The organism is Ligilactobacillus faecis (assembly GCF_029889745.1).
Classification (GTDB): Bacteria; Bacillota; Bacilli; order Lactobacillales; family Lactobacillaceae; genus Ligilactobacillus; species Ligilactobacillus faecis.
The window spans coordinates 2,222,171-2,238,837 of the sequence record NZ_CP123639.1; the positions used below are offsets into that span (position 1 = coordinate 2,222,171).

Genomic DNA, 16,667 nt, shown 5'->3' on the forward strand with positions numbered 1-16,667 from the left:
ATATAAAATGTGAGCAAGTGTAGTTAAAGTACATTTGAGAAAGAGATATAGCTTTACCTTTCTTAATTTTATTTACTACCATTTTTACATATCTTGATCAAGGTAGTAATAGCGACTAACTTAAATATTTTAGGGGATATTTAAGACACGCTTAAAAGCTCCCCCCAGGCCATGTTTACTTCACATTCTATCCTTCTAGTAAACATGATCTTTTTTTAGTCTTGTGGAACTTCTTCCATCACAAAGGCTTCAATACGGTCACCAACCTTGATGTCGTTGTATTTTTCGATCATCAAACCACATTCATAACCTTGTTTGACTTCTTTGACATCATCTTTGAAACGCTTCAAGGAAGCTAACTTACCTTCGTAGATAACGATCCCATCTCGGATCACACGCACACCACTATCACGTTTGATATAGCCATCTGTCACATAGCCACCACCGATCGTCCCAAGTTTAGAAACTTTGTATGTTTCGCGGATCTCAACTTCACCGATGACTTTTTCTTCAAAGACAGGTTCAAGCATCCCTTTCATCGCCGTTTCAACTTCATCGATCGCTTTGTAAATGACGTTGTGTAGACGAATATCAACTTGGTCACTTTCAGCTTGGATCTTAGCTTGTGGTGTTGGGCGTACGTTAAATCCGATAATGATCGCATTTGAAGCTTCAGCTAATGTTACGTCAGATTCATTGATCGCACCAACAGCTTGATGGATGATATTAACTCTGACTCCTTCAACATCGATCTTCTTAAAACTTTGGGCTAAAGCTTCAGCAGAACCTTGAACATCTGCTTTGATGATCAGATCAACTTCTTTTAGATCGCCTTCTTTCAACGTATCAAACAAGTTATCTAACGTTACATGAGTTGTTTGACTACGCTCTTTGATCAAGGCACGTTTAGCACGTTCTTCACCAGCTGCACGGGCAGTCTTTTCGTCATCAAAAGTAATGAAGCGATCACCTGAATCAGGAACATCATTTAACCCTGTGATCTCAACTGGTGTAGCTGGTGTGGCTTTCTTGATCGCGCGTCCTCTAGCATCAGTCATCGTCCGAACACGACCAAAAGTATTTCCGACAACGATCGGATCACCAACATGTAAAGTACCGTGTTGTACAAGCAAGGAAGCGACTGAGCCTTTACCTTTATCTAGACGAGCTTCAATAACTGAACCAGCTCCATGTTGTTTTGGATTAGCCTTTAACTCAAGCATTTCAGCTTCTAATAAGATCATATCGAGCAATTCTTCTAAGTTCTTATTAAATTTAGCTGAGATCTCAACAAAAATCGTATCGCCCCCCCAACTTTCAGGGATCAATTCGTATTCTGTCAATTGTTCCATAACATGATTTGGGTTAGCGCCTGGTTTATCGATCTTATTGACTGCTACAATGATCGGTACGTTAGCTGCCTTAGCATGGTTGATCGCTTCGATCGTTTGTGGCATCACACCATCATCTGCCGCAACGACTAAAACGGTGATATCTGTAATATCAGCTCCACGCGCCCGCATGTTCGTAAAGGCCGCGTGTCCTGGTGTATCTAAGAAAGTGATCGTTTTACCTGCATGTCTTACTTGGTAAGCCCCGATATGTTGTGTGATCCCACCTGCTTCACCAGCAGTAACATTTGTGTGACGCAATTTGTCCAATAAGGTCGTCTTCCCATGGTCAACGTGACCCATGATCGTTACGACTGGTGGCCGCGAAGCAAGATGTTTTGTATTATTTTGCTCTTCTTCAAAGAATTTATCGATATCAGCCACATCGACTTCAACTTTTTCTTCGGCTTTGATCCCGTAATCAGCTGCTAAGATCTCGATCGTATCTTTATCAAGTGATTGGTTTTGGTTGACCATCACACCCATCATAAAGAGTTTTTTAATGATCTCAGCTGGTTCACGGTGGATCTTCTTAGCAATATCAGCAACATTCATCCCAACTGTATAAACAAGAACTTCTGGTAATGGCTTGTTCTTTCTTTGAGGAACAGCAGGTTTATTATTTTTTTGGTTGAATTTATTGCGCTTATTTTTTTTATTCTTTTTGTTGAACTTATGGTTGTTGTTGCCCCCAAAACGATTATTCCCAAAGCGATTATTTTTTTGGTTATTGTTTTGGCCATTGCCATGAGCTTTAGTATCACGATTTCTTGTATTGTTATTATTTTCCATTCGACTACCTGAATGCCTTTCGTTGTTTCTTTGAGCAAAAGACTGAGGTCGCTTGTTTTTTTGAGTTTTATTTTCATTCTCAGCCTTTGAAGCATGATCATTTTTTGGTCGTTTCACTTCAACTTTAGGAGTCTCTTTTTTTACTTTTTCAGGCATATTTTTAGGTTTACTAAACGAAGCTTTGACTTTAGCCTCTGCTTCTGCATCTAAAGACGACATATGGTTACCTACTTTGTATCCATTTTGTTTAGCGACTTCGATCACTTCTTTATTGCTAACGTTTAGTTCCTTCGCCAGTTCATAGATCCTTTTTTTACTCATGACTTCACTCTCCTTATTTTCAAGAATACCCATCCTACTCGATCCTTGACCGAATAAGCATTAGCACTCTTCGCTCAAGAAAAAAGAAGTTGGCGTATCTTTTTTCCAAAACCAGGATCGGTGATCGCGATCAAAGATCTTTTCGCTCCGATCGCCCCACTTAGCTCCTGCTTTGTAAATTCTGTTGTCAATGCTACCCCGTAGCTTTTACACTTGTCTGTAAATTTCTTTTGGGTACTTTTTCCGCAATCATTTGCCATAAAAACGATCTGAGCTTTATTAGCTCGGATCGCACTTAAAACTAGCTCTTGGCCAGTGATCAATTTGTTGGCGCGTCTAGCCAACCCTAGCATATTCAGAACTTGCTTTTCTTTATTTTTATTTTCCATTGCCAAATAACTCAGCTCGGGCAACTTGATGATCAACGTAAGCTACAAGTTCATCATAGAAACTTGGTTCGATCGTCAGCCCAAAAACTTTATCAAATGTTTTTTCTGTACGAGCTTTTTTTGCAGTCTCAACATCTAAATGAATGTATGCACCTCGGCCTGCTTTCTTCCCAGTTGGATCGATGCTAACTTCATTTTCTTTGTTTTTCACGACCCGAACAAGCTCTTTTTTTGGTTTCATTTCACCTGTTACGATGTCTTTTCGCATCGGTATCTTACGCTGTGCCATGCTCCTAGCCCCCTTATTTACTCTGCTGATGTTTCATCTACTTCTTCTGCAAATGTTTCAGTTTCTTCCAAAACCTCAGTTTCGTTTTCTAAGGCTTCCATATCAGATTCTGACTTGATATCGATCTTGTAACCAGTCAAGTGAGCAGCTAAACGTGCATTTTGACCGCGCTTTCCAATTGCAAGTGATAATTGATCGTCTGGAACAACAACTGTACAAACACGTTCATTTTCAGGATCAAAAATGACATCTAAAATATTAGCTGGGTTCAAGGCGTTTGAGATATACTTAGCAGGATCTTCATCCCATTCAATGATATCCATTTTTTCACCGTTCAATTCATTAACGATCGCTTGCACACGTTCACCACGTGGACCAACACATGTTCCGATCGGATCCACTCCTTCTTCAGCTGAAAAGACAGCTACTTTAGCACGATCGCCAGCCTCACGTGCGATCGATTTGATCTCGACTGTACCATCAAAGATCTCAGGCACTTCATTTTCAAAAAGACGCTTCAAAAGGTCTGGGTGCGAGCGACTTACATAAACTTGTGGTCCGCGATTCTTTTTCTTCTTTTTGCCCTCTTTATTTTCAGCTTCAGCTTCATTATTGTTAGCTGATGGGTCAACTACTTTATAAATATAAACTTTGATCCGATCATGTGATTTATAAACTTCACCTGGAACTTGATCTTTTTTAGATAAAACAGCTTCAACGTTTCCAAGATTGACGTAAATATAACGACTATCGTGACGCTCAACTTCACCTGTCACGATCTCATTTTCATATTTACTATATTGATCATAGATCATTTGGCGTTCTTCTTCACGAACACGTTGCATGATCACTTGTTTAGCTGTTTGGGCTGCGATCCGTCCAAAATCACGTGGTGTCACTTCAAAACGAATCGTATCACCAACTTCGTAAGCCTTGTTGATCGCCAAAGCATCTTCAAGGCTCACTTCTAGACGAGAGTCAAAAACGTTGTTGACGACTTCTTTGACTGAGTAAACTTTGATATCGCCTTTGCGCTTATCAAATTCAACTTCAACATTTTGCGCCTTATCATAGTTACGCTTATAAGCTGAGACCAATGCTTGTTCTAAGGCATCGATCACGACTTCTTTTTTGATTCCTTTTTCAGTTTCAAGTGCATTCAACGCATTAAGTAATTCCTTACTCATCTTTTGCTTCTCCTTAAGTAATAAATAATTCTTAAAATTTGATCGCTAAGCGTGCTTTAGCGATCTGCTTTCTTGGGATCGTAATATTTTTTTGACGCGTCTTATCCATGTACTCCAAGGTCAACTCGTCTTTTGTCAACGCTGTTAACGTCCCTTCATAGACTTTTTTGCCTTCAAGTGGTTGATATAAGGAAACATGAATGTAAGAGTTTAATGCTCTTTCATAGTCTTTTTCCTTTTTCAACGGGCGTTCTGCCCCTGGTGAAGAAACTTCCAAATAGTATGCTTGTGGGATCGGATCTGGATCACATTCATCTAATTTTTCACTTAGTTTATCACTCACAAGTGCACACTCTTCGATGTTTATCCCGCCGTCTTTGTCAATAAAGACACGTAAATACCAGCTTTTCCCTTCTTTGACAAATTCGATATCCACTAATTCAAAATGATATTCATCTAAGATCGGTGTGACGAGATCAGTTACTGTTTCTACAACACTCACGCATTTGCCCCCTCTAAAAAATAACTTGCAACTTCATTGTAACGCATTTTTCATTCCAATAAAAAGAGTGAGCATCTCTGCTCACTCTTACGAGTTATCAAAATACACTGTAATTATACTATAAGCTAAAAGATTATTCAAGTTTAGCCTAAAATCACTTCATGCATATAACTCATAATATTTTTCTTCGATCTGCTCAGATGTAAATCCGGCTTCGACTAGGCCATATTTGATAAAAATATGCCATGCATGTACCAATGGTTCACTTTTACGCTCAAAATAACTTTTATTCACTTGTTGTTGTAAGATCAAATATAAAACGTTGAGTGAACGAGTTTGCCACTTAGTTGAAAATTGAACTATTTGTTGTTCATCGAGCAATAACAAATAAAGCCATTTAGTTTCATTTGCGATCGCCAAAAAATCCTTTAATACGATGCAGTAGCGTTTGAGTCGTTCTTCTTTTGGACTCCTAAAAAAAGTGGCTAGATTTAACTCTAATTCTGCATAAAGGCTAGCCTTCTTTTCATTTAGCGGATCTTTTAATGGCAACAATGGTAGTGTTTTATCTCGTCGAGCTAGTTCAGCTAATTTTGTGATATCCATTACTTTCATCCCTTAAAAAAACGTTCATCTGATCTGATCGCTAAGCTATCTAGATTATTTAGATACCAATCACGAATAAATTCATAGCGGTACAAGATATCAAACCAAGAAATTTTATGTTCAGCGTCATGAACTTGCAAGACCCACTGTGAGCTAAGCGTGTCTGGATCTTTTTTTTCAAAAAGAGCAAGCGAGAGATCTTTTTTTAGCTCTAACAAAGCTTGACCTTGCTCACCGTTGAGTAACATATGACCAGCTTGAGCACTTATAATAAACAATTTATCTAAGGCATTTCGTGGCTCTTCAGTTGAAGCGATCGGGTAAACTGCACTGTTAGAAACATCAAGTAAATTGAAATCGACATCAAACCCATAATCTTCTTTGAAATAACGTCCGATCGCAACTAAGTATTGCTCAAAGCGTTTGACCGTTTTATAATCAAATTTCTCGCTATAATCAACAACCAGCAATTTAGTCAAAGCTTGACTATTGAAACGGATCAGTTGCCGTTTAAAGTTGATGTAAAATAGCTTGAGTCCTGTATTTTTATCGATATAATAAGCCCCTTCGCGCATATTATCATCGATCTTAAAAATAAAGTACCCTTCCATATCGATCCCTGGAAATTCATGGTAAAGTTCATTTCGATGATCGCTTGACTGTAAAATAACTTGCTCATTTTCATGCAACTGCAATAAACGATTCAAAAAAATCAAATAATAGTCAGCTCGACTATATTGTTGTGGGAAGACTAAATAAGCTGTATCTAAGCGATAATCAGTCAAAGTCATGATCGCATCTAATAAAGCTTCTTTATCCGTGGTATGGATCAGTTCGTCAATGACTTGGGTAAAATAGATCCCTCGTTCTAAACTTTCCTTTAATTGATCATTATAAGACATCAAGCGCCCAGTTGTACTCAATGAACCAGCATAGGTACTCTTATCTTGAGCTTTTTTTGTTTTTTGCGGATAAAATGTTTCCGTTGGCCTTAGATATTTTTTGCTCATTTGTCTTCACCTGCTCTTCTAGCGATCAGATCTGCAATATAATTACGGTATAATGAAGCATTATGCGCTTCGAAATTTTCGAAACTACCAAATTTAGCAATAATACTTTGCTTCTCATATCCCATCAAAGTATCCTCTTTAGAAAGAGCCAAAACTTTTTCTTCATTTTCCCTGATCTTTCGATATGCTTTACCAGCTTGTTCATCTAACTCCGTCAAATAAGTCAACTCTTCAACTAAACGTTGTTTTGATTCCTTTAACTTAGAAGTTTCCCATGGCATAACTTTTTCTTGAGCGATCTGTTTTAACTCTTGACGTAATTCATCTTTTCGAGCATCACGTTCATCTTGTTGATCGATCAGTTCTTGCCAATCATCAGATTCGCGTGAGAGTTCTTCGATCGCATCGCTGTTCAAACGCTTATTTTGAGCTTCAAGTTCAAAAGCTTTAGCTAGCTTATGATATTCTGCTTCATTGAATTCAAATTTCACGTTTAAAACATCTAACGTTCCAAAAAGTCTTCTACCCCACCAATTTCCAAAATAAAATTGGAAATATCCTAACGAAACTTCTTCGAAATAAAAAAACGGATACATTTCACGCAAATAATCGACTAAGTTTTCACTTAAATACGCACTTAGTTTAGGGTAAATATCAACGATCAATTTTTCATTTGCTAAGTCTAACTCAGCCTCTTTATCTTGTAAGATCTCACGTGCATACCTTTTGGCATCGATCAATTGATATACTTGACGATCATCTTGTTTTTTGACCGCTTCTTCGAGCGTATTTAAATACGTAACTTTAGCTAGGATCGCCTGAGTTAGATTTTCAGTTGCTTCTTTGTGGTCTAGCGAACTAAGTTGGTTTGAATTGGCCATAAAAATCTCCTCTATTTCTTAGTGCTCAAAATACTTTTGAGCAAGATGTTCATAGCTCTATTGTGACAAAAAAACTTAAAATTATCAATTATTATCTTAGTTTCACTTGGATAGTGGCCAATGTTCTTCTAAAAGGTCTACCAACTGTTCACGTTCTCGTAAATAACTCCCTTTGACTTTCTCTGCATAGGTGACCGTCAGTTCTTGAGGCGTTTTGCGCATGATCTGCTTACAAATAAATTCATGGTAGGCTCGATACGGATCTTTGTTCCTGCGAAAAAACTGTTGTTGTTTCTTACTCAATCTTTTGAAATAGTCAAAACGAACTCCATCACTTAAAAGCAAAAGCTTATTTTCAGCAAATGATAGCTCTAACTTAGGATGGTTAGGATAAATAAAACTCTTTTGTTTAAAAAAACATAAATAGTAAGTTTCAAAACTTTGATAGATCATAAAATATTCATGTTTTTTTGCCTCTTGTTTTGAGATCAGATCGTATTTTAATAAAAAATCAACTTTACCACTACAGATCCCTCTAAGCATCCAATGCGAAAAATGGCGCTTTTGATAAAAAATCTGTTGTAATAGTAAGAGTGTCTGTTCAAGAGTGTGTTTGAACAAAGGTTCCTCTGTGTTTTTAGCTCGAATATAATATTTAGTTGCTAAACAATTATAGCCATACTCAAAAGGAACATCAAAATAATCATCGATGTATTCTCCGATCACATTATGGCTAAGCTGTAAATACCGTCTCACGATCGCAAGTGGTGCTTGCGGTAAAACGATCTGCCGTTCTTTTGTTAATAATTCCATAAAAAAACCTCACTTTCTGCTTATACTATATAGATACGCAAAAAGTGAAGTCATTTCTTATTGTTTTATATATTGTCGTTTATTTTCTTTTACACCTGCTAAAACAAACTGCGCTGGGTCACTTGTAATATCCAATTCACGATCGCTTTCATGCTTTAAATTACTTTCAAAAATTTTTTCATATTCTAAAACATCGACTTCTTTTCTATGAGCTAATAATTTAGTATGATCTCCTAATGCTTCTTTAAATTTTGGTTGTAAGATTCCTGAATAAAATTCGGCTTGTGCTCCTGAGCCATAACTAAATAATCCTAGTCGATCACCTGGGCAAAGTGAAGTACTATTTTCTAAAAGTGATAGTAAACTCAAATATAAAGAACCCGTATAAAGATTTCCCGTCACTTTACTGTATTGCTTACTTGCCTCAAATTCCGCCAAGAGCTGAGCTTGCTTAGTTGGATCAAGTGAAGCGATCGCTACACGCAAAGCCTTCAATCCTTGTTTGGTATACGGTAAATGGAATAAGAGAGCTTTAAAATCATTAGCAGTCAACCCCGTTTTTTGCTGATAGCGGGCAAAGACTTTTGCAAAAAAGTCTAGATAGATACCAGCTGAGTATTTTCCATCGACTAATGCTTCCGTTGCTGCTAACGGACGCCAAAAGTCCATGATATCATCAGCATAATAAACACTATCATCTTGTAAAGCTAAGATCTGTGGATCGTTTGCGACTAACATCGCAACTGCCCCACCGCCTTGCGTTGGCTCACCAGCAGTTTTCAACCCATAGCGTGCAATATCTGCCCCGATCACTAAGGCCTTTTTATCTGGATGAAGTGCAATATGCCCTTTCGCCAGCTGAAGACCAGCTGTGGCTGCATAGCAAGCTTGTTTTAGTTCAAGGACTCGGATATCTTTTCGCAGTCCCAATAGTCGACTGACATAAGCAGCCACTGATTTAGAATTATCAACACCTGATTCAGTGGCTACGATCACAAGATCGATCTTTTCCATATCTTCTTTAGTTATGATCGAAGCTGCTGCATTAGCTGCTAAAGTCACTGCATCTTGTGTTGGCGGGATCACTGCCATTTTTTCTTGTCCGATCCCGATCAAATATTTATTAGGGTCAACCTCCCGCGCTTTTGCTAATTTTGCCATCTCAACATACAAATGTGAAGTATAAAAACCTAACTTATCAATCCCGATATTCATTATTTTTTTAGATCAAACAAGCTGACCTTCGCTATAGTAAGCACAAATACAAATTTATATATTTTGGAAGACTATAGCATTTCCTTTCTCTATTACTCACTATTATCAAGAAGAGTCGTTGCGAGCTCCTTTATGCTTAAACTTCCTAGTATTTATGACAATAGCTTTCCTGTACGCTAAAATTATACCACATGATCTGAGAGCTCAAAACTGACCGCTTTCCAAAAACGTAGTATACTAAAAACAGATATGAAATTAGAGGTGATCAACGTGGCTGCTATTAGTTTAGAAGTTTACGGTATCGTGCAAGGAGTAGGTTTTCGCTATACTACTAAAATGTTAGCTGACCAGATCGGGATCGTTGGTAAAGTCGAAAACCGCAATGACGGATCTGTCTATATCGAAGCTCAAGGTGATTCAGAAAAGTTATCTGCCTTCATCGATGGCATCAAAGCTTCACCTACTCCAGCTGGTAGAGTCGACCGTGTTATTTTGAATTCGATCCCAGAAACAAACTATACACGTTTTAATGTCACTTACCTTTGATACGATGGGACTGTCTTCGTTATTTTGATCATGAACGTAGTAGACACCACCAACTATATGATCTTTTTACTTGATCAAGACATCGATATTGCAGTCTAGATAGAGCTTACATCAGCATAAGTTCTATCTATTTTTTTGTGTCTTTTTCGCTCGAGCTATCATTGAAAAAAGAGTACTTTTACAGTATAGTAATAAGCGATACCGCAATTCATTGAAAGGAATTTTATCAATTATGAAAAATAAAAAACTGTTTGCAGTTTTGTCGACGCTCTTAGTCACAACTTTATTTTTAAGTGGCTGTGTCCAAAGAACTGCTTCTGGTAAACCATACGGTTGGGTCTACGATAATATGGCTGTCCCAACACAACATGTTTTAGTTTGGCTTTCTCAGATCTTTGGAAATAGCCTTGGTTGGGCGATCATCGTGATCACTTTTATCGTACGGATGATCTTGATGCCAGTTATGATCAAACAATCCAAAAATGCTACGATCCAACAAGAAAAGATCGCACACATCAGACCTTTGATGGAGGATATCACTAAACGCCAAAAAGAAGCAAGTAGTGAAGAAGAGCGCATGGCGATCAGCCAAGAAATGATGCAACTTTATCGCGATAACAACATTTCAATGACTGGTGGGATCGGTTGTTTACCTCTTCTGATCCAAATGCCGATCTTTGCTGCGTTATATGCTGCGATCCAATACTCACCTGAGTTATCACGTTCATACTTTTATGGGATCAACCTTGGGCAAAGAAGCTTTATCTTAGTCATTTTATCTTTTCTCGTCTATGCTCTTCAAGGTTGGTTATCGACTCTTAGTGTACCAGAAGCCCAACGTGCACAAATGCAACAGATGATGATCATCAGTCCTTTGATGATCACATTTATGACTTACATCTCACCAGCTGGTCTAGGGCTATACTTCTTTGTTGGTGGGATCTTTGCTTGTTTGCAAACTTTGATCATCAACTACATGCGCCCACGGATCAGAGAAGAAGTCATCGCCGAAATGAAGAAAAATCCCCCTAAAAAAACGACCTCGACTACTAAAACAGCGATCGAAACCAGTTCAAAAATTGACCATACACCTAAAAAATCGACTATTAAAAAACGAAATGCTGGTAAGCAACGTTCAAAACATAAATAGTAAGAAAGCCTTGGGATGAAGTGGACCCAAGGCTTTTTTATATTAGTCGTATCTTTTTATAAAAAAAGAGTCACTATTTAGCGACTCTTTCTTATATAGTTTGCGTTGGATCTTTTCCAGTTCGTTTATTAGTACTGTCAACTATCGGTAAGGAGATCTTAAAAAGTGATCCTTGTCCAACAGCACTTTCAACGATCAATTTACCTCGATAGCCTTCGATCAAGCGACGAGCGATCGAAAGTCCAAGACCGTTACCACCTTTATCGCGACTTCGCGCTTTATCCACACGATAGAAACGATCAAAGATCCGTTCGATATTTTCTTGTGAGATCCCTTCGCCAAAATCTTGGATCACGATATCAACATCATGGATATTTTTTGAGAGCGTCATATGCACTTCCTTGCGATCACGAGAATATTTGACTGCATTATCCATCAAAATGATCAAAACTTGCTCTAAGTGATTACGATAGATCTGAACATTGACTGGTCCTTTTAGATCATCGTCTAAAACAAAAGTAAAATCTGGATGGATCATCTGAAAATTATTGAAAACTTGAAGCCCAACTTCTTGAGCATCAGTGATCTCTTTGCCAAATTGGATCTCAACTTGTTCTGCTCGTGATAGATCGAGCATTTCTTGAACTAAACTCTTCATCCGTGTGATCTCCTGCATTGAAGCATCGATCGATTCTGCTAAAACTTTAGGATCATCTTTACCCCAACGTTGCAGCAAAGAAAGATGGCCTTGGATGATCGCTACGGGCGTCCTTAGTTCATGCGAAACATCTTCAACAAACTGTTGTTGCTGTTCAACATAACGTTGCATCCGGTCGAGCATTTTATTAAATAAACGCCCTAATTCGGAAAGCTCATCTTTATGCTTGAACTCGGGAACACGCACATGAGCTAAAGCATCACTCTCATCATCACCATTGATCTTTCCGATCGTATCATTGATCAGATCGATCGGACGTAAAAGCCAAGAAGATAGTCCATAACTCAATAGTGCGATCCCGATCGCAGCGATCAAACAAAAGACTAAAAAGATCAAGACTAATTTTCGCCTTGTCTGATCATAATTGATCAGATCATTTGTGATCTGGACATAACCGATCGTTTTATGAGTCCTTTCAGAAATGATCCGGCTCCCCATTACTAAAACAGTAACGCCACCAACTTTACGGATCGTACTATTATCCAGTTGCTTTTGATCAAAATCAACTGGTACTTCACGTGAAGCAAAAACTCGTTGATTGGAAAGATCATAAACACTAACACTGATATTTTCACGCGTCAGTGTTGTATAAAATGAACTTGAATATAAAGTTTTTAGATCTTTTAGATTATGATCGTTGCGAACTTTCAAACTCAGTGAATGTTCTGCTGCTTCTTTAGTCAACTCATCTCTATTAGTGGCTAAACTATCAAGAGCAGTCGTCAATGCAGCTTGCGCGTATTGGCGCTCTTGATTCATCAATAAACTTGAAAGACTTTGAAACAGCAAAGCTGAAAAGACCGCAAAGATAAGTAAAACGCCGATCCCAGTTCCTACCGACCATTTTAACTTGAGCGAAAAAAAGCGTCTTTCTTTCTCTGGGGACTTTAATTTATCACGGTTACACTTAAATATGCACATTAGGAGCGCATGACATAGCCGGTACCACGCACAGTTTGGATATAGCTATCTTCACCTGGGCGATCGATCTTATTACGTAAATAACGAATGTACACATCAACAACATTCGTTTCGATCTGTGACTCATAGCCCCAAACTTCTTTTAACAACACATCACGAGCTAAAACAACATTGACATTTTCCATCAAAGTCAAAAGCAGTTCATATTCACGTTTTGTTAATTCGATGATCTCATCTCCTCGACGGACAACACGATTTTCTTTTTCGATCACAAGATCACGGTAACTAACTGTTGTTTGTTTTGATGAATTATATTCACTTTCAAGATCTACTCGGCGCAATACAGCACGTAAGCGTGCAAGTAATTCCTCGATCGCAAATGGTTTGATCACATAATCATCGGCCCCATGATCAAGTCCTGAAACACGATCGATCACAGAATCACGAGCTGTCATCATAATGATCGGCGTATTTTTAACTTGGCGTACACGGCGGCAAACTTCAAGCCCATTTAGATCTGGTAGCATCAGATCTAACAAGATCGCATCCCAATCTTCACTAAGTGCTGCTTCGAGTCCTGTTCGACCACTTTCACATACAAACGTTTCATAACCCTCATGCTTTAGTTCCAGCTCTACAAAGTGAGACAAATTTACCTCGTCTTCGATGATAAGTATCTTACTCATTTTGACACACTCCTATTTATTGTTGTTGTTAAATTTTTATTATTTACTTTAATGATAACATATCTAATTTTAACATTGACACTATCAATAAGTACATACGTAATTTAAATTAAGAAAAAAACATTATAGCATATATATCATTTTCTTGCCACTTTGCCTATCAGATAGGGTACTCAAGATCTTATTTTAAAATAATATATCAATAATTTTAATTATATTTGATGAAATTTATTTTTATAAACAAAAATAGCCTCAAGCTGAAGTGAACCCTGTAAGTTGGACACTTTAGTTTAGGCAATTTTTCCTAAGGCAAGATTCCGATATTCAATCGGCGTCTTGCCTTTTAATTTGTGCCTTATTCGATATTGGTTGTAATATACGATCCACTCCTTCATTGCTTTGATCAATTCTTGTTTGGTCTGATAATGATGATCATAATACAATTCAGTTTTCATGGTATGAAAGAAGCTCTCCATTGATGCATTGTCTAAACAAGTTGCCCGTCGTGACATGCTTTGGAAAATATGGTGCTTCTTTAGTGTCTGGCGCCATATATTTGTTTGATATTGGATGCCTTGGTCACTATGAACAGTCATGCGGTAGTCAAGCGTGGGCCGCTTATTAATTAGCTCGATCAATGGTTTCATCACAAAATCAGTAGTCGGGTGATCGCTAATATTATAACTAACGATTTCACCAGTACACAGGTCTTTAATTGGCGAAAGATAAACCTTTTCATCCTGGCTCATATTACCATAGCGATATTCACTCACATCAGTTACCATTTTCTGATAAGGACGATCAGTGTTAAAACGTCGATTTAACCGATTCATGGCCTTCTTACCTTGAGGGCCGATCGATGAATCGTATTTACGGGTTTGACGATTATACATTAGTGACAACAGCCCATTTTCACGCATCAGACGGCTAACTCGTTTATGATTAGCTTTGATTCCACGGCGGTGTAGCTCATCTGTCACTGGTCGATATCCATAGCCAGGATTATGTTGTTTGATGTTCTTAATGACTTGAAGTAATTCTTGATTATCTTTATTTTCATGACGATGTGCTTGGTAATAGAACGTACTCCGCTTGATGGTGGTGTATGGTAAGATCTCCGTTAAGCTAAATCCGAATTCGTGCCTTAGTTCTTTGATGATTTGATATTCTTCTTTGACTGTCCGCGACGTTGAACTAAGGCTTCGAGTTTTTTTAGATATTCGTTCTCCACTTTCAAAGCCCGATTCTCAGCCTTTAAGCGCTCTAATTCTGATAATTGTTTCCTAGCTTGTTGATTATGGTTGGTAGTCATGTGGTTTGCCCGTCCTCTTCTAGTAAACAAGGCCTCAATACCACGTTCATTAAGCTTTCTCTGCCAATTAGCGATTGTCCCGGGATTACTAATATCAAATTGGAGTGCTGTTTGTGGATACGAGGCTTTGTGTTGTTTTCTCCAGTTTAAGACTTTCAGCTTAAAATTACCATCATAATCAAATTTTGGTGAACGAATTTCTAAGCCTTGAATCCCATATTTTCGATAACGAGCAACCCATGTCTGTACAGACATTTTCCTTTTAATACCTAATCTTCGAGCAATAGTCGCTGAACCAATTCCAGCTAAATACATTTGAACAGCTTTAAGTTTAACTTCAAAACTAAATTTAGTCATAGCAAAACCCCCTAAGTTAGATTCTTTTGTCCAACTTAGGGGGTTCACTTCAAAGCTTTACCTGAGGCTATTTTTTTACTCTATTACAAATCAAAGGTAGGCATCTTACTCTTCGTCATACCACTCATAGTGATAAGAACCTTCACGGTCAACACGCTCATATGTGTGAGCCCCAAAGTAGTCACGTTGAGCTTGGATCAAGCTTGCTGGTAACACAGCTGAACGATACTGATCATAGTAGGTGATCGCACTTGTAAAGCCAGGACATGGAACACCTGCTTGGATCGCCAATGCTGCAACTTCACGGACAGCCGCTTGATATTTAGCAGTTACATCTGTGAAATATGGATCAAGTAGTAAGTTCTTTAATTCTGGTTCTTTATCAAAAGCATCAGTGATCTTTTGTAAGAATTGAGCACGAATGATGCATCCTTCACGCCAGATCTTAGCTAATGAACCGTATTCTAGATCCCAACCATATTTTTCAGAGGCAAAACGCATTTGCTCAAATCCTTGTGCATAACTAACGATCTTGCTAAAGTAAAGAGCTTGACGGATCTTTTCGATCACTTCAGCCTTATTGAGCTTAGAAGCATCAAACTGAGCTGGTTTAGCTAAAACTTTACTTGCAGCTACCCGTTCATCTTTCAAAGCAGAGATATAACGAGCATAAACCGATTCTGTGATCAAAGATTGTGGGACTCCTAATTCTAAGGCACTTTCCGAACTCCATTTACCAGTACCTTTATTACCAGCACGATCTAAAATGACATCTACAACAGGTTTACCAGTTGAAAGATCATCTTTTCTCGTCAAGATATCGGCAGTGATATCGATCAAATAACTATCTAATTCGCCTTTCTTCCAATCTTGGAAAATATCGGCAATTTCTTCAACTGAAAGACCTAAGAGATTGCGCAAAAGATCATAGCTTTCAGCGATCAATTCCATATCTCCATATTCGATCCCGTTGTGGACCATTTTAACATAATGACCTGCACCATTTGGTCCGATATAAGTTACACACGGTTCACCATCAGTAGCTTTAGCTGCGATTTGTTCAAGGATCGGAGCTACAAGATCATAAGCTTCTTTTTGGCCACCTGGCATCAAAGAAGGTCCTTCCAAAGCACCTTTTTCACCACCAGAAACACCCATACCGATAAAGTTGATATCAGAATCATCAAGTTGTGCGTTGCGTCGCATCGTATCTTCAAAGAAAGTATTCCCACCATCGATCAAAACATCACCCTTATCAAGGTAAGGCAACAAACTCTTGATCGTTGCATCTGTTGGTGCTCCAGCTTTGACCATCAAAATGATCCGCCGCGGTTTTTCTAACGAGTTTACGAAGTCTTCGATCGTATAACTTGGAACTAATTTTTTATCTGGATGATCTGAAACGACTTGTTCAGTCTTAGAACCTGTTCGGTTATAGATCGCTACCGTGTAACCTCGACTTTCGATGTTAAGTGCTAAATTTTTGCCCATTACGGCCATACCAACTACACCGATCTGTGCTTTATCCATCAATTGACCCTCCTAAAATAATTATCGCGTTTAATTTTACCAAAAGTTAGC

The 16,667-nt window shown here is 38.2% G+C and carries 17 protein-coding genes; 2 read left to right on the forward strand and 15 right to left on the reverse strand.

The window, feature by feature from the left end; genetic code table 11:
* Positions 1-215 precede the first annotated feature (215 nt).
* From infB to QFX10_RS10185, 10 genes are all read right to left on the reverse strand, one after another.
* Positions 216-2,504, reverse strand: coding sequence for a translation initiation factor IF-2 (infB, locus tag QFX10_RS10140; RefSeq protein WP_280606096.1), 2,289 nt, complete (start codon positions 2,502-2,504; stop codon positions 216-218).
* A 74-nt stretch (positions 2,505-2,578) separates the two neighbouring features.
* Positions 2,579-2,893 (reverse strand): YlxQ-related RNA-binding protein, encoded by a 315-nt coding sequence (locus QFX10_RS10145; protein WP_280606097.1) that lies wholly within the window; start codon positions 2,891-2,893, stop codon positions 2,579-2,581.
* The gene (gene rnpM, locus QFX10_RS10150) at positions 2,883-3,182 is read right to left on the reverse strand and encodes an RNase P modulator RnpM (RefSeq protein WP_280606098.1); all 300 of its coding nucleotides are present in this window, start codon (positions 3,180-3,182) and stop codon (positions 2,883-2,885) included. Before rnpM ends, QFX10_RS10145 begins: the two co-directional genes overlap by 11 nt.
* Positions 3,183-3,199: 17 nt before the next feature.
* Positions 3,200-4,369 carry a transcription termination factor NusA gene (nusA, locus tag QFX10_RS10155; protein WP_280606099.1) on the reverse strand — a complete coding sequence of 390 codons (1,170 nt, stop codon included), beginning with the start codon at positions 4,367-4,369 and terminating at the stop codon, positions 3,200-3,202.
* Between the two features lie 31 nt (positions 4,370-4,400).
* Positions 4,401-4,871 (reverse strand): ribosome maturation factor RimP, encoded by a 471-nt coding sequence (gene rimP / locus QFX10_RS10160; protein ID WP_280606100.1) that lies wholly within the window; start codon positions 4,869-4,871, stop codon positions 4,401-4,403.
* Between the two features lie 159 nt (positions 4,872-5,030).
* Complete coding sequence (locus QFX10_RS10165) at positions 5,031-5,477, reverse strand: dUTPase (protein ID WP_280606101.1); 447 nt, start codon at positions 5,475-5,477, stop codon at positions 5,031-5,033.
* Positions 5,478-5,482: 5 nt separating this feature from the next.
* Positions 5,483-6,487 (reverse strand): hypothetical protein, encoded by a 1,005-nt coding sequence (locus tag QFX10_RS10170; protein WP_280606102.1) that lies wholly within the window; start codon positions 6,485-6,487, stop codon positions 5,483-5,485.
* Positions 6,484-7,368, reverse strand: coding sequence for an exonuclease SbcC (locus tag QFX10_RS10175; RefSeq protein WP_280606103.1), 885 nt, complete (start codon positions 7,366-7,368; stop codon positions 6,484-6,486). The genes QFX10_RS10170 and QFX10_RS10175 overlap by 4 nt, the downstream gene beginning before the upstream one ends.
* 102 nt (positions 7,369-7,470) lie before the next feature.
* On the reverse strand, positions 7,471-8,181 hold the full coding sequence (locus tag QFX10_RS10180) for a hypothetical protein (RefSeq protein ID WP_280606104.1): 711 nt from the start codon (positions 8,179-8,181) through the stop codon (positions 7,471-7,473).
* A 57-nt stretch (positions 8,182-8,238) separates the two neighbouring features.
* Positions 8,239-9,396, reverse strand: coding sequence for a hydroxymethylglutaryl-CoA synthase (locus QFX10_RS10185; RefSeq protein ID WP_280606105.1), 1,158 nt, complete (start codon positions 9,394-9,396; stop codon positions 8,239-8,241).
* Between the two features lie 270 nt (positions 9,397-9,666).
* Here QFX10_RS10185 and QFX10_RS10190 point away from each other — a divergent pair, with 270 nt between their 5' ends.
* Both QFX10_RS10190 and yidC read left to right on the forward strand, forming a co-directional pair.
* Positions 9,667-9,942 carry an acylphosphatase gene (locus QFX10_RS10190; RefSeq protein ID WP_280606106.1) on the forward strand — a complete coding sequence of 92 codons (276 nt, stop codon included), beginning with the start codon at positions 9,667-9,669 and terminating at the stop codon, positions 9,940-9,942.
* A 232-nt stretch (positions 9,943-10,174) separates the two neighbouring features.
* Positions 10,175-11,092, forward strand: coding sequence for a membrane protein insertase YidC (yidC, locus tag QFX10_RS10195; protein ID WP_280606107.1), 918 nt, complete (start codon positions 10,175-10,177; stop codon positions 11,090-11,092).
* 91 nt (positions 11,093-11,183) lie between these two features.
* Here the strand turns inward: yidC and QFX10_RS10200 are convergent, their stop codons facing one another.
* The 5 genes from QFX10_RS10200 to gnd all read right to left on the reverse strand — a co-directional run bounded on the left by QFX10_RS10200 (position 11,184) and on the right by gnd (position 16,616).
* A complete protein-coding gene (locus QFX10_RS10200) occupies positions 11,184-12,731 on the reverse strand; it encodes a HAMP domain-containing sensor histidine kinase (protein ID WP_280606108.1) in 1,548 nt (515 codons plus the stop codon).
* Complete coding sequence (locus QFX10_RS10205; protein ID WP_280606109.1) at positions 12,731-13,417, reverse strand: response regulator transcription factor; 687 nt, start codon at positions 13,415-13,417, stop codon at positions 12,731-12,733. The genes QFX10_RS10200 and QFX10_RS10205 overlap by 1 nt, the downstream gene beginning before the upstream one ends.
* Before the next feature lie 290 nt (positions 13,418-13,707).
* A complete protein-coding gene (locus QFX10_RS10210) occupies positions 13,708-14,637 on the reverse strand; it encodes an IS3 family transposase (protein WP_367617630.1) in 930 nt (309 codons plus the stop codon).
* Positions 14,562-15,086: a helix-turn-helix domain-containing protein gene (locus QFX10_RS10215; protein WP_280606110.1), complete on the reverse strand. Its 525-nt coding sequence runs from the start codon at positions 15,084-15,086 to the stop codon at positions 14,562-14,564. The genes QFX10_RS10210 and QFX10_RS10215 overlap by 76 nt, the downstream gene beginning before the upstream one ends.
* A gap of 105 nt (positions 15,087-15,191) precedes the next feature.
* Positions 15,192-16,616: an NADP-dependent phosphogluconate dehydrogenase gene (gene gnd / locus QFX10_RS10220; protein WP_280606111.1), complete on the reverse strand. Its 1,425-nt coding sequence runs from the start codon at positions 16,614-16,616 to the stop codon at positions 15,192-15,194.
* Positions 16,617-16,667 lie beyond the last annotated feature (51 nt).

Excerpts from the sequence above, each read along its gene's own strand:
- infB (WP_280606096.1), bottom strand. The coding sequence starts at position 2,504 with ATGAGTAAAAAAAGGATCTATGAACTGGCGAAGGAACTAAACGTTAGC.
- QFX10_RS10145 (WP_280606097.1), bottom strand. The coding sequence starts at position 2,893 with ATGGAAAATAAAAATAAAGAAAAGCAAGTTCTGAATATGCTAGGGTTG.
- rnpM (WP_280606098.1), bottom strand. The coding sequence starts at position 3,182 with ATGGCACAGCGTAAGATACCGATGCGAAAAGACATCGTAACAGGTGAA.
- nusA (WP_280606099.1), bottom strand. The coding sequence starts at position 4,369 with ATGAGTAAGGAATTACTTAATGCGTTGAATGCACTTGAAACTGAAAAA.
- QFX10_RS10165 (WP_280606101.1), bottom strand. The coding sequence starts at position 5,477 with ATGGATATCACAAAATTAGCTGAACTAGCTCGACGAGATAAAACACTA.
- QFX10_RS10170 (WP_280606102.1), bottom strand. The coding sequence starts at position 6,487 with ATGAGCAAAAAATATCTAAGGCCAACGGAAACATTTTATCCGCAAAAA.
- QFX10_RS10175 (WP_280606103.1), bottom strand. The coding sequence starts at position 7,368 with ATGGCCAATTCAAACCAACTTAGTTCGCTAGACCACAAAGAAGCAACT.
- QFX10_RS10180 (WP_280606104.1), bottom strand. The coding sequence starts at position 8,181 with ATGGAATTATTAACAAAAGAACGGCAGATCGTTTTACCGCAAGCACCA.
- QFX10_RS10185 (WP_280606105.1), bottom strand. The coding sequence starts at position 9,396 with ATGAATATCGGGATTGATAAGTTAGGTTTTTATACTTCACATTTGTAT.
- yidC (WP_280606107.1), top strand. The coding sequence starts at position 10,175 with ATGAAAAATAAAAAACTGTTTGCAGTTTTGTCGACGCTCTTAGTCACA.
- QFX10_RS10200 (WP_280606108.1), bottom strand. The coding sequence starts at position 12,731 with ATGTGCATATTTAAGTGTAACCGTGATAAATTAAAGTCCCCAGAGAAA.
- QFX10_RS10205 (WP_280606109.1), bottom strand. The coding sequence starts at position 13,417 with ATGAGTAAGATACTTATCATCGAAGACGAGGTAAATTTGTCTCACTTT.
- QFX10_RS10215 (WP_280606110.1), bottom strand. The coding sequence starts at position 15,086 with ATGACTAAATTTAGTTTTGAAGTTAAACTTAAAGCTGTTCAAATGTAT.
- gnd (WP_280606111.1), bottom strand. The coding sequence starts at position 16,616 with ATGGATAAAGCACAGATCGGTGTAGTTGGTATGGCCGTAATGGGCAAA.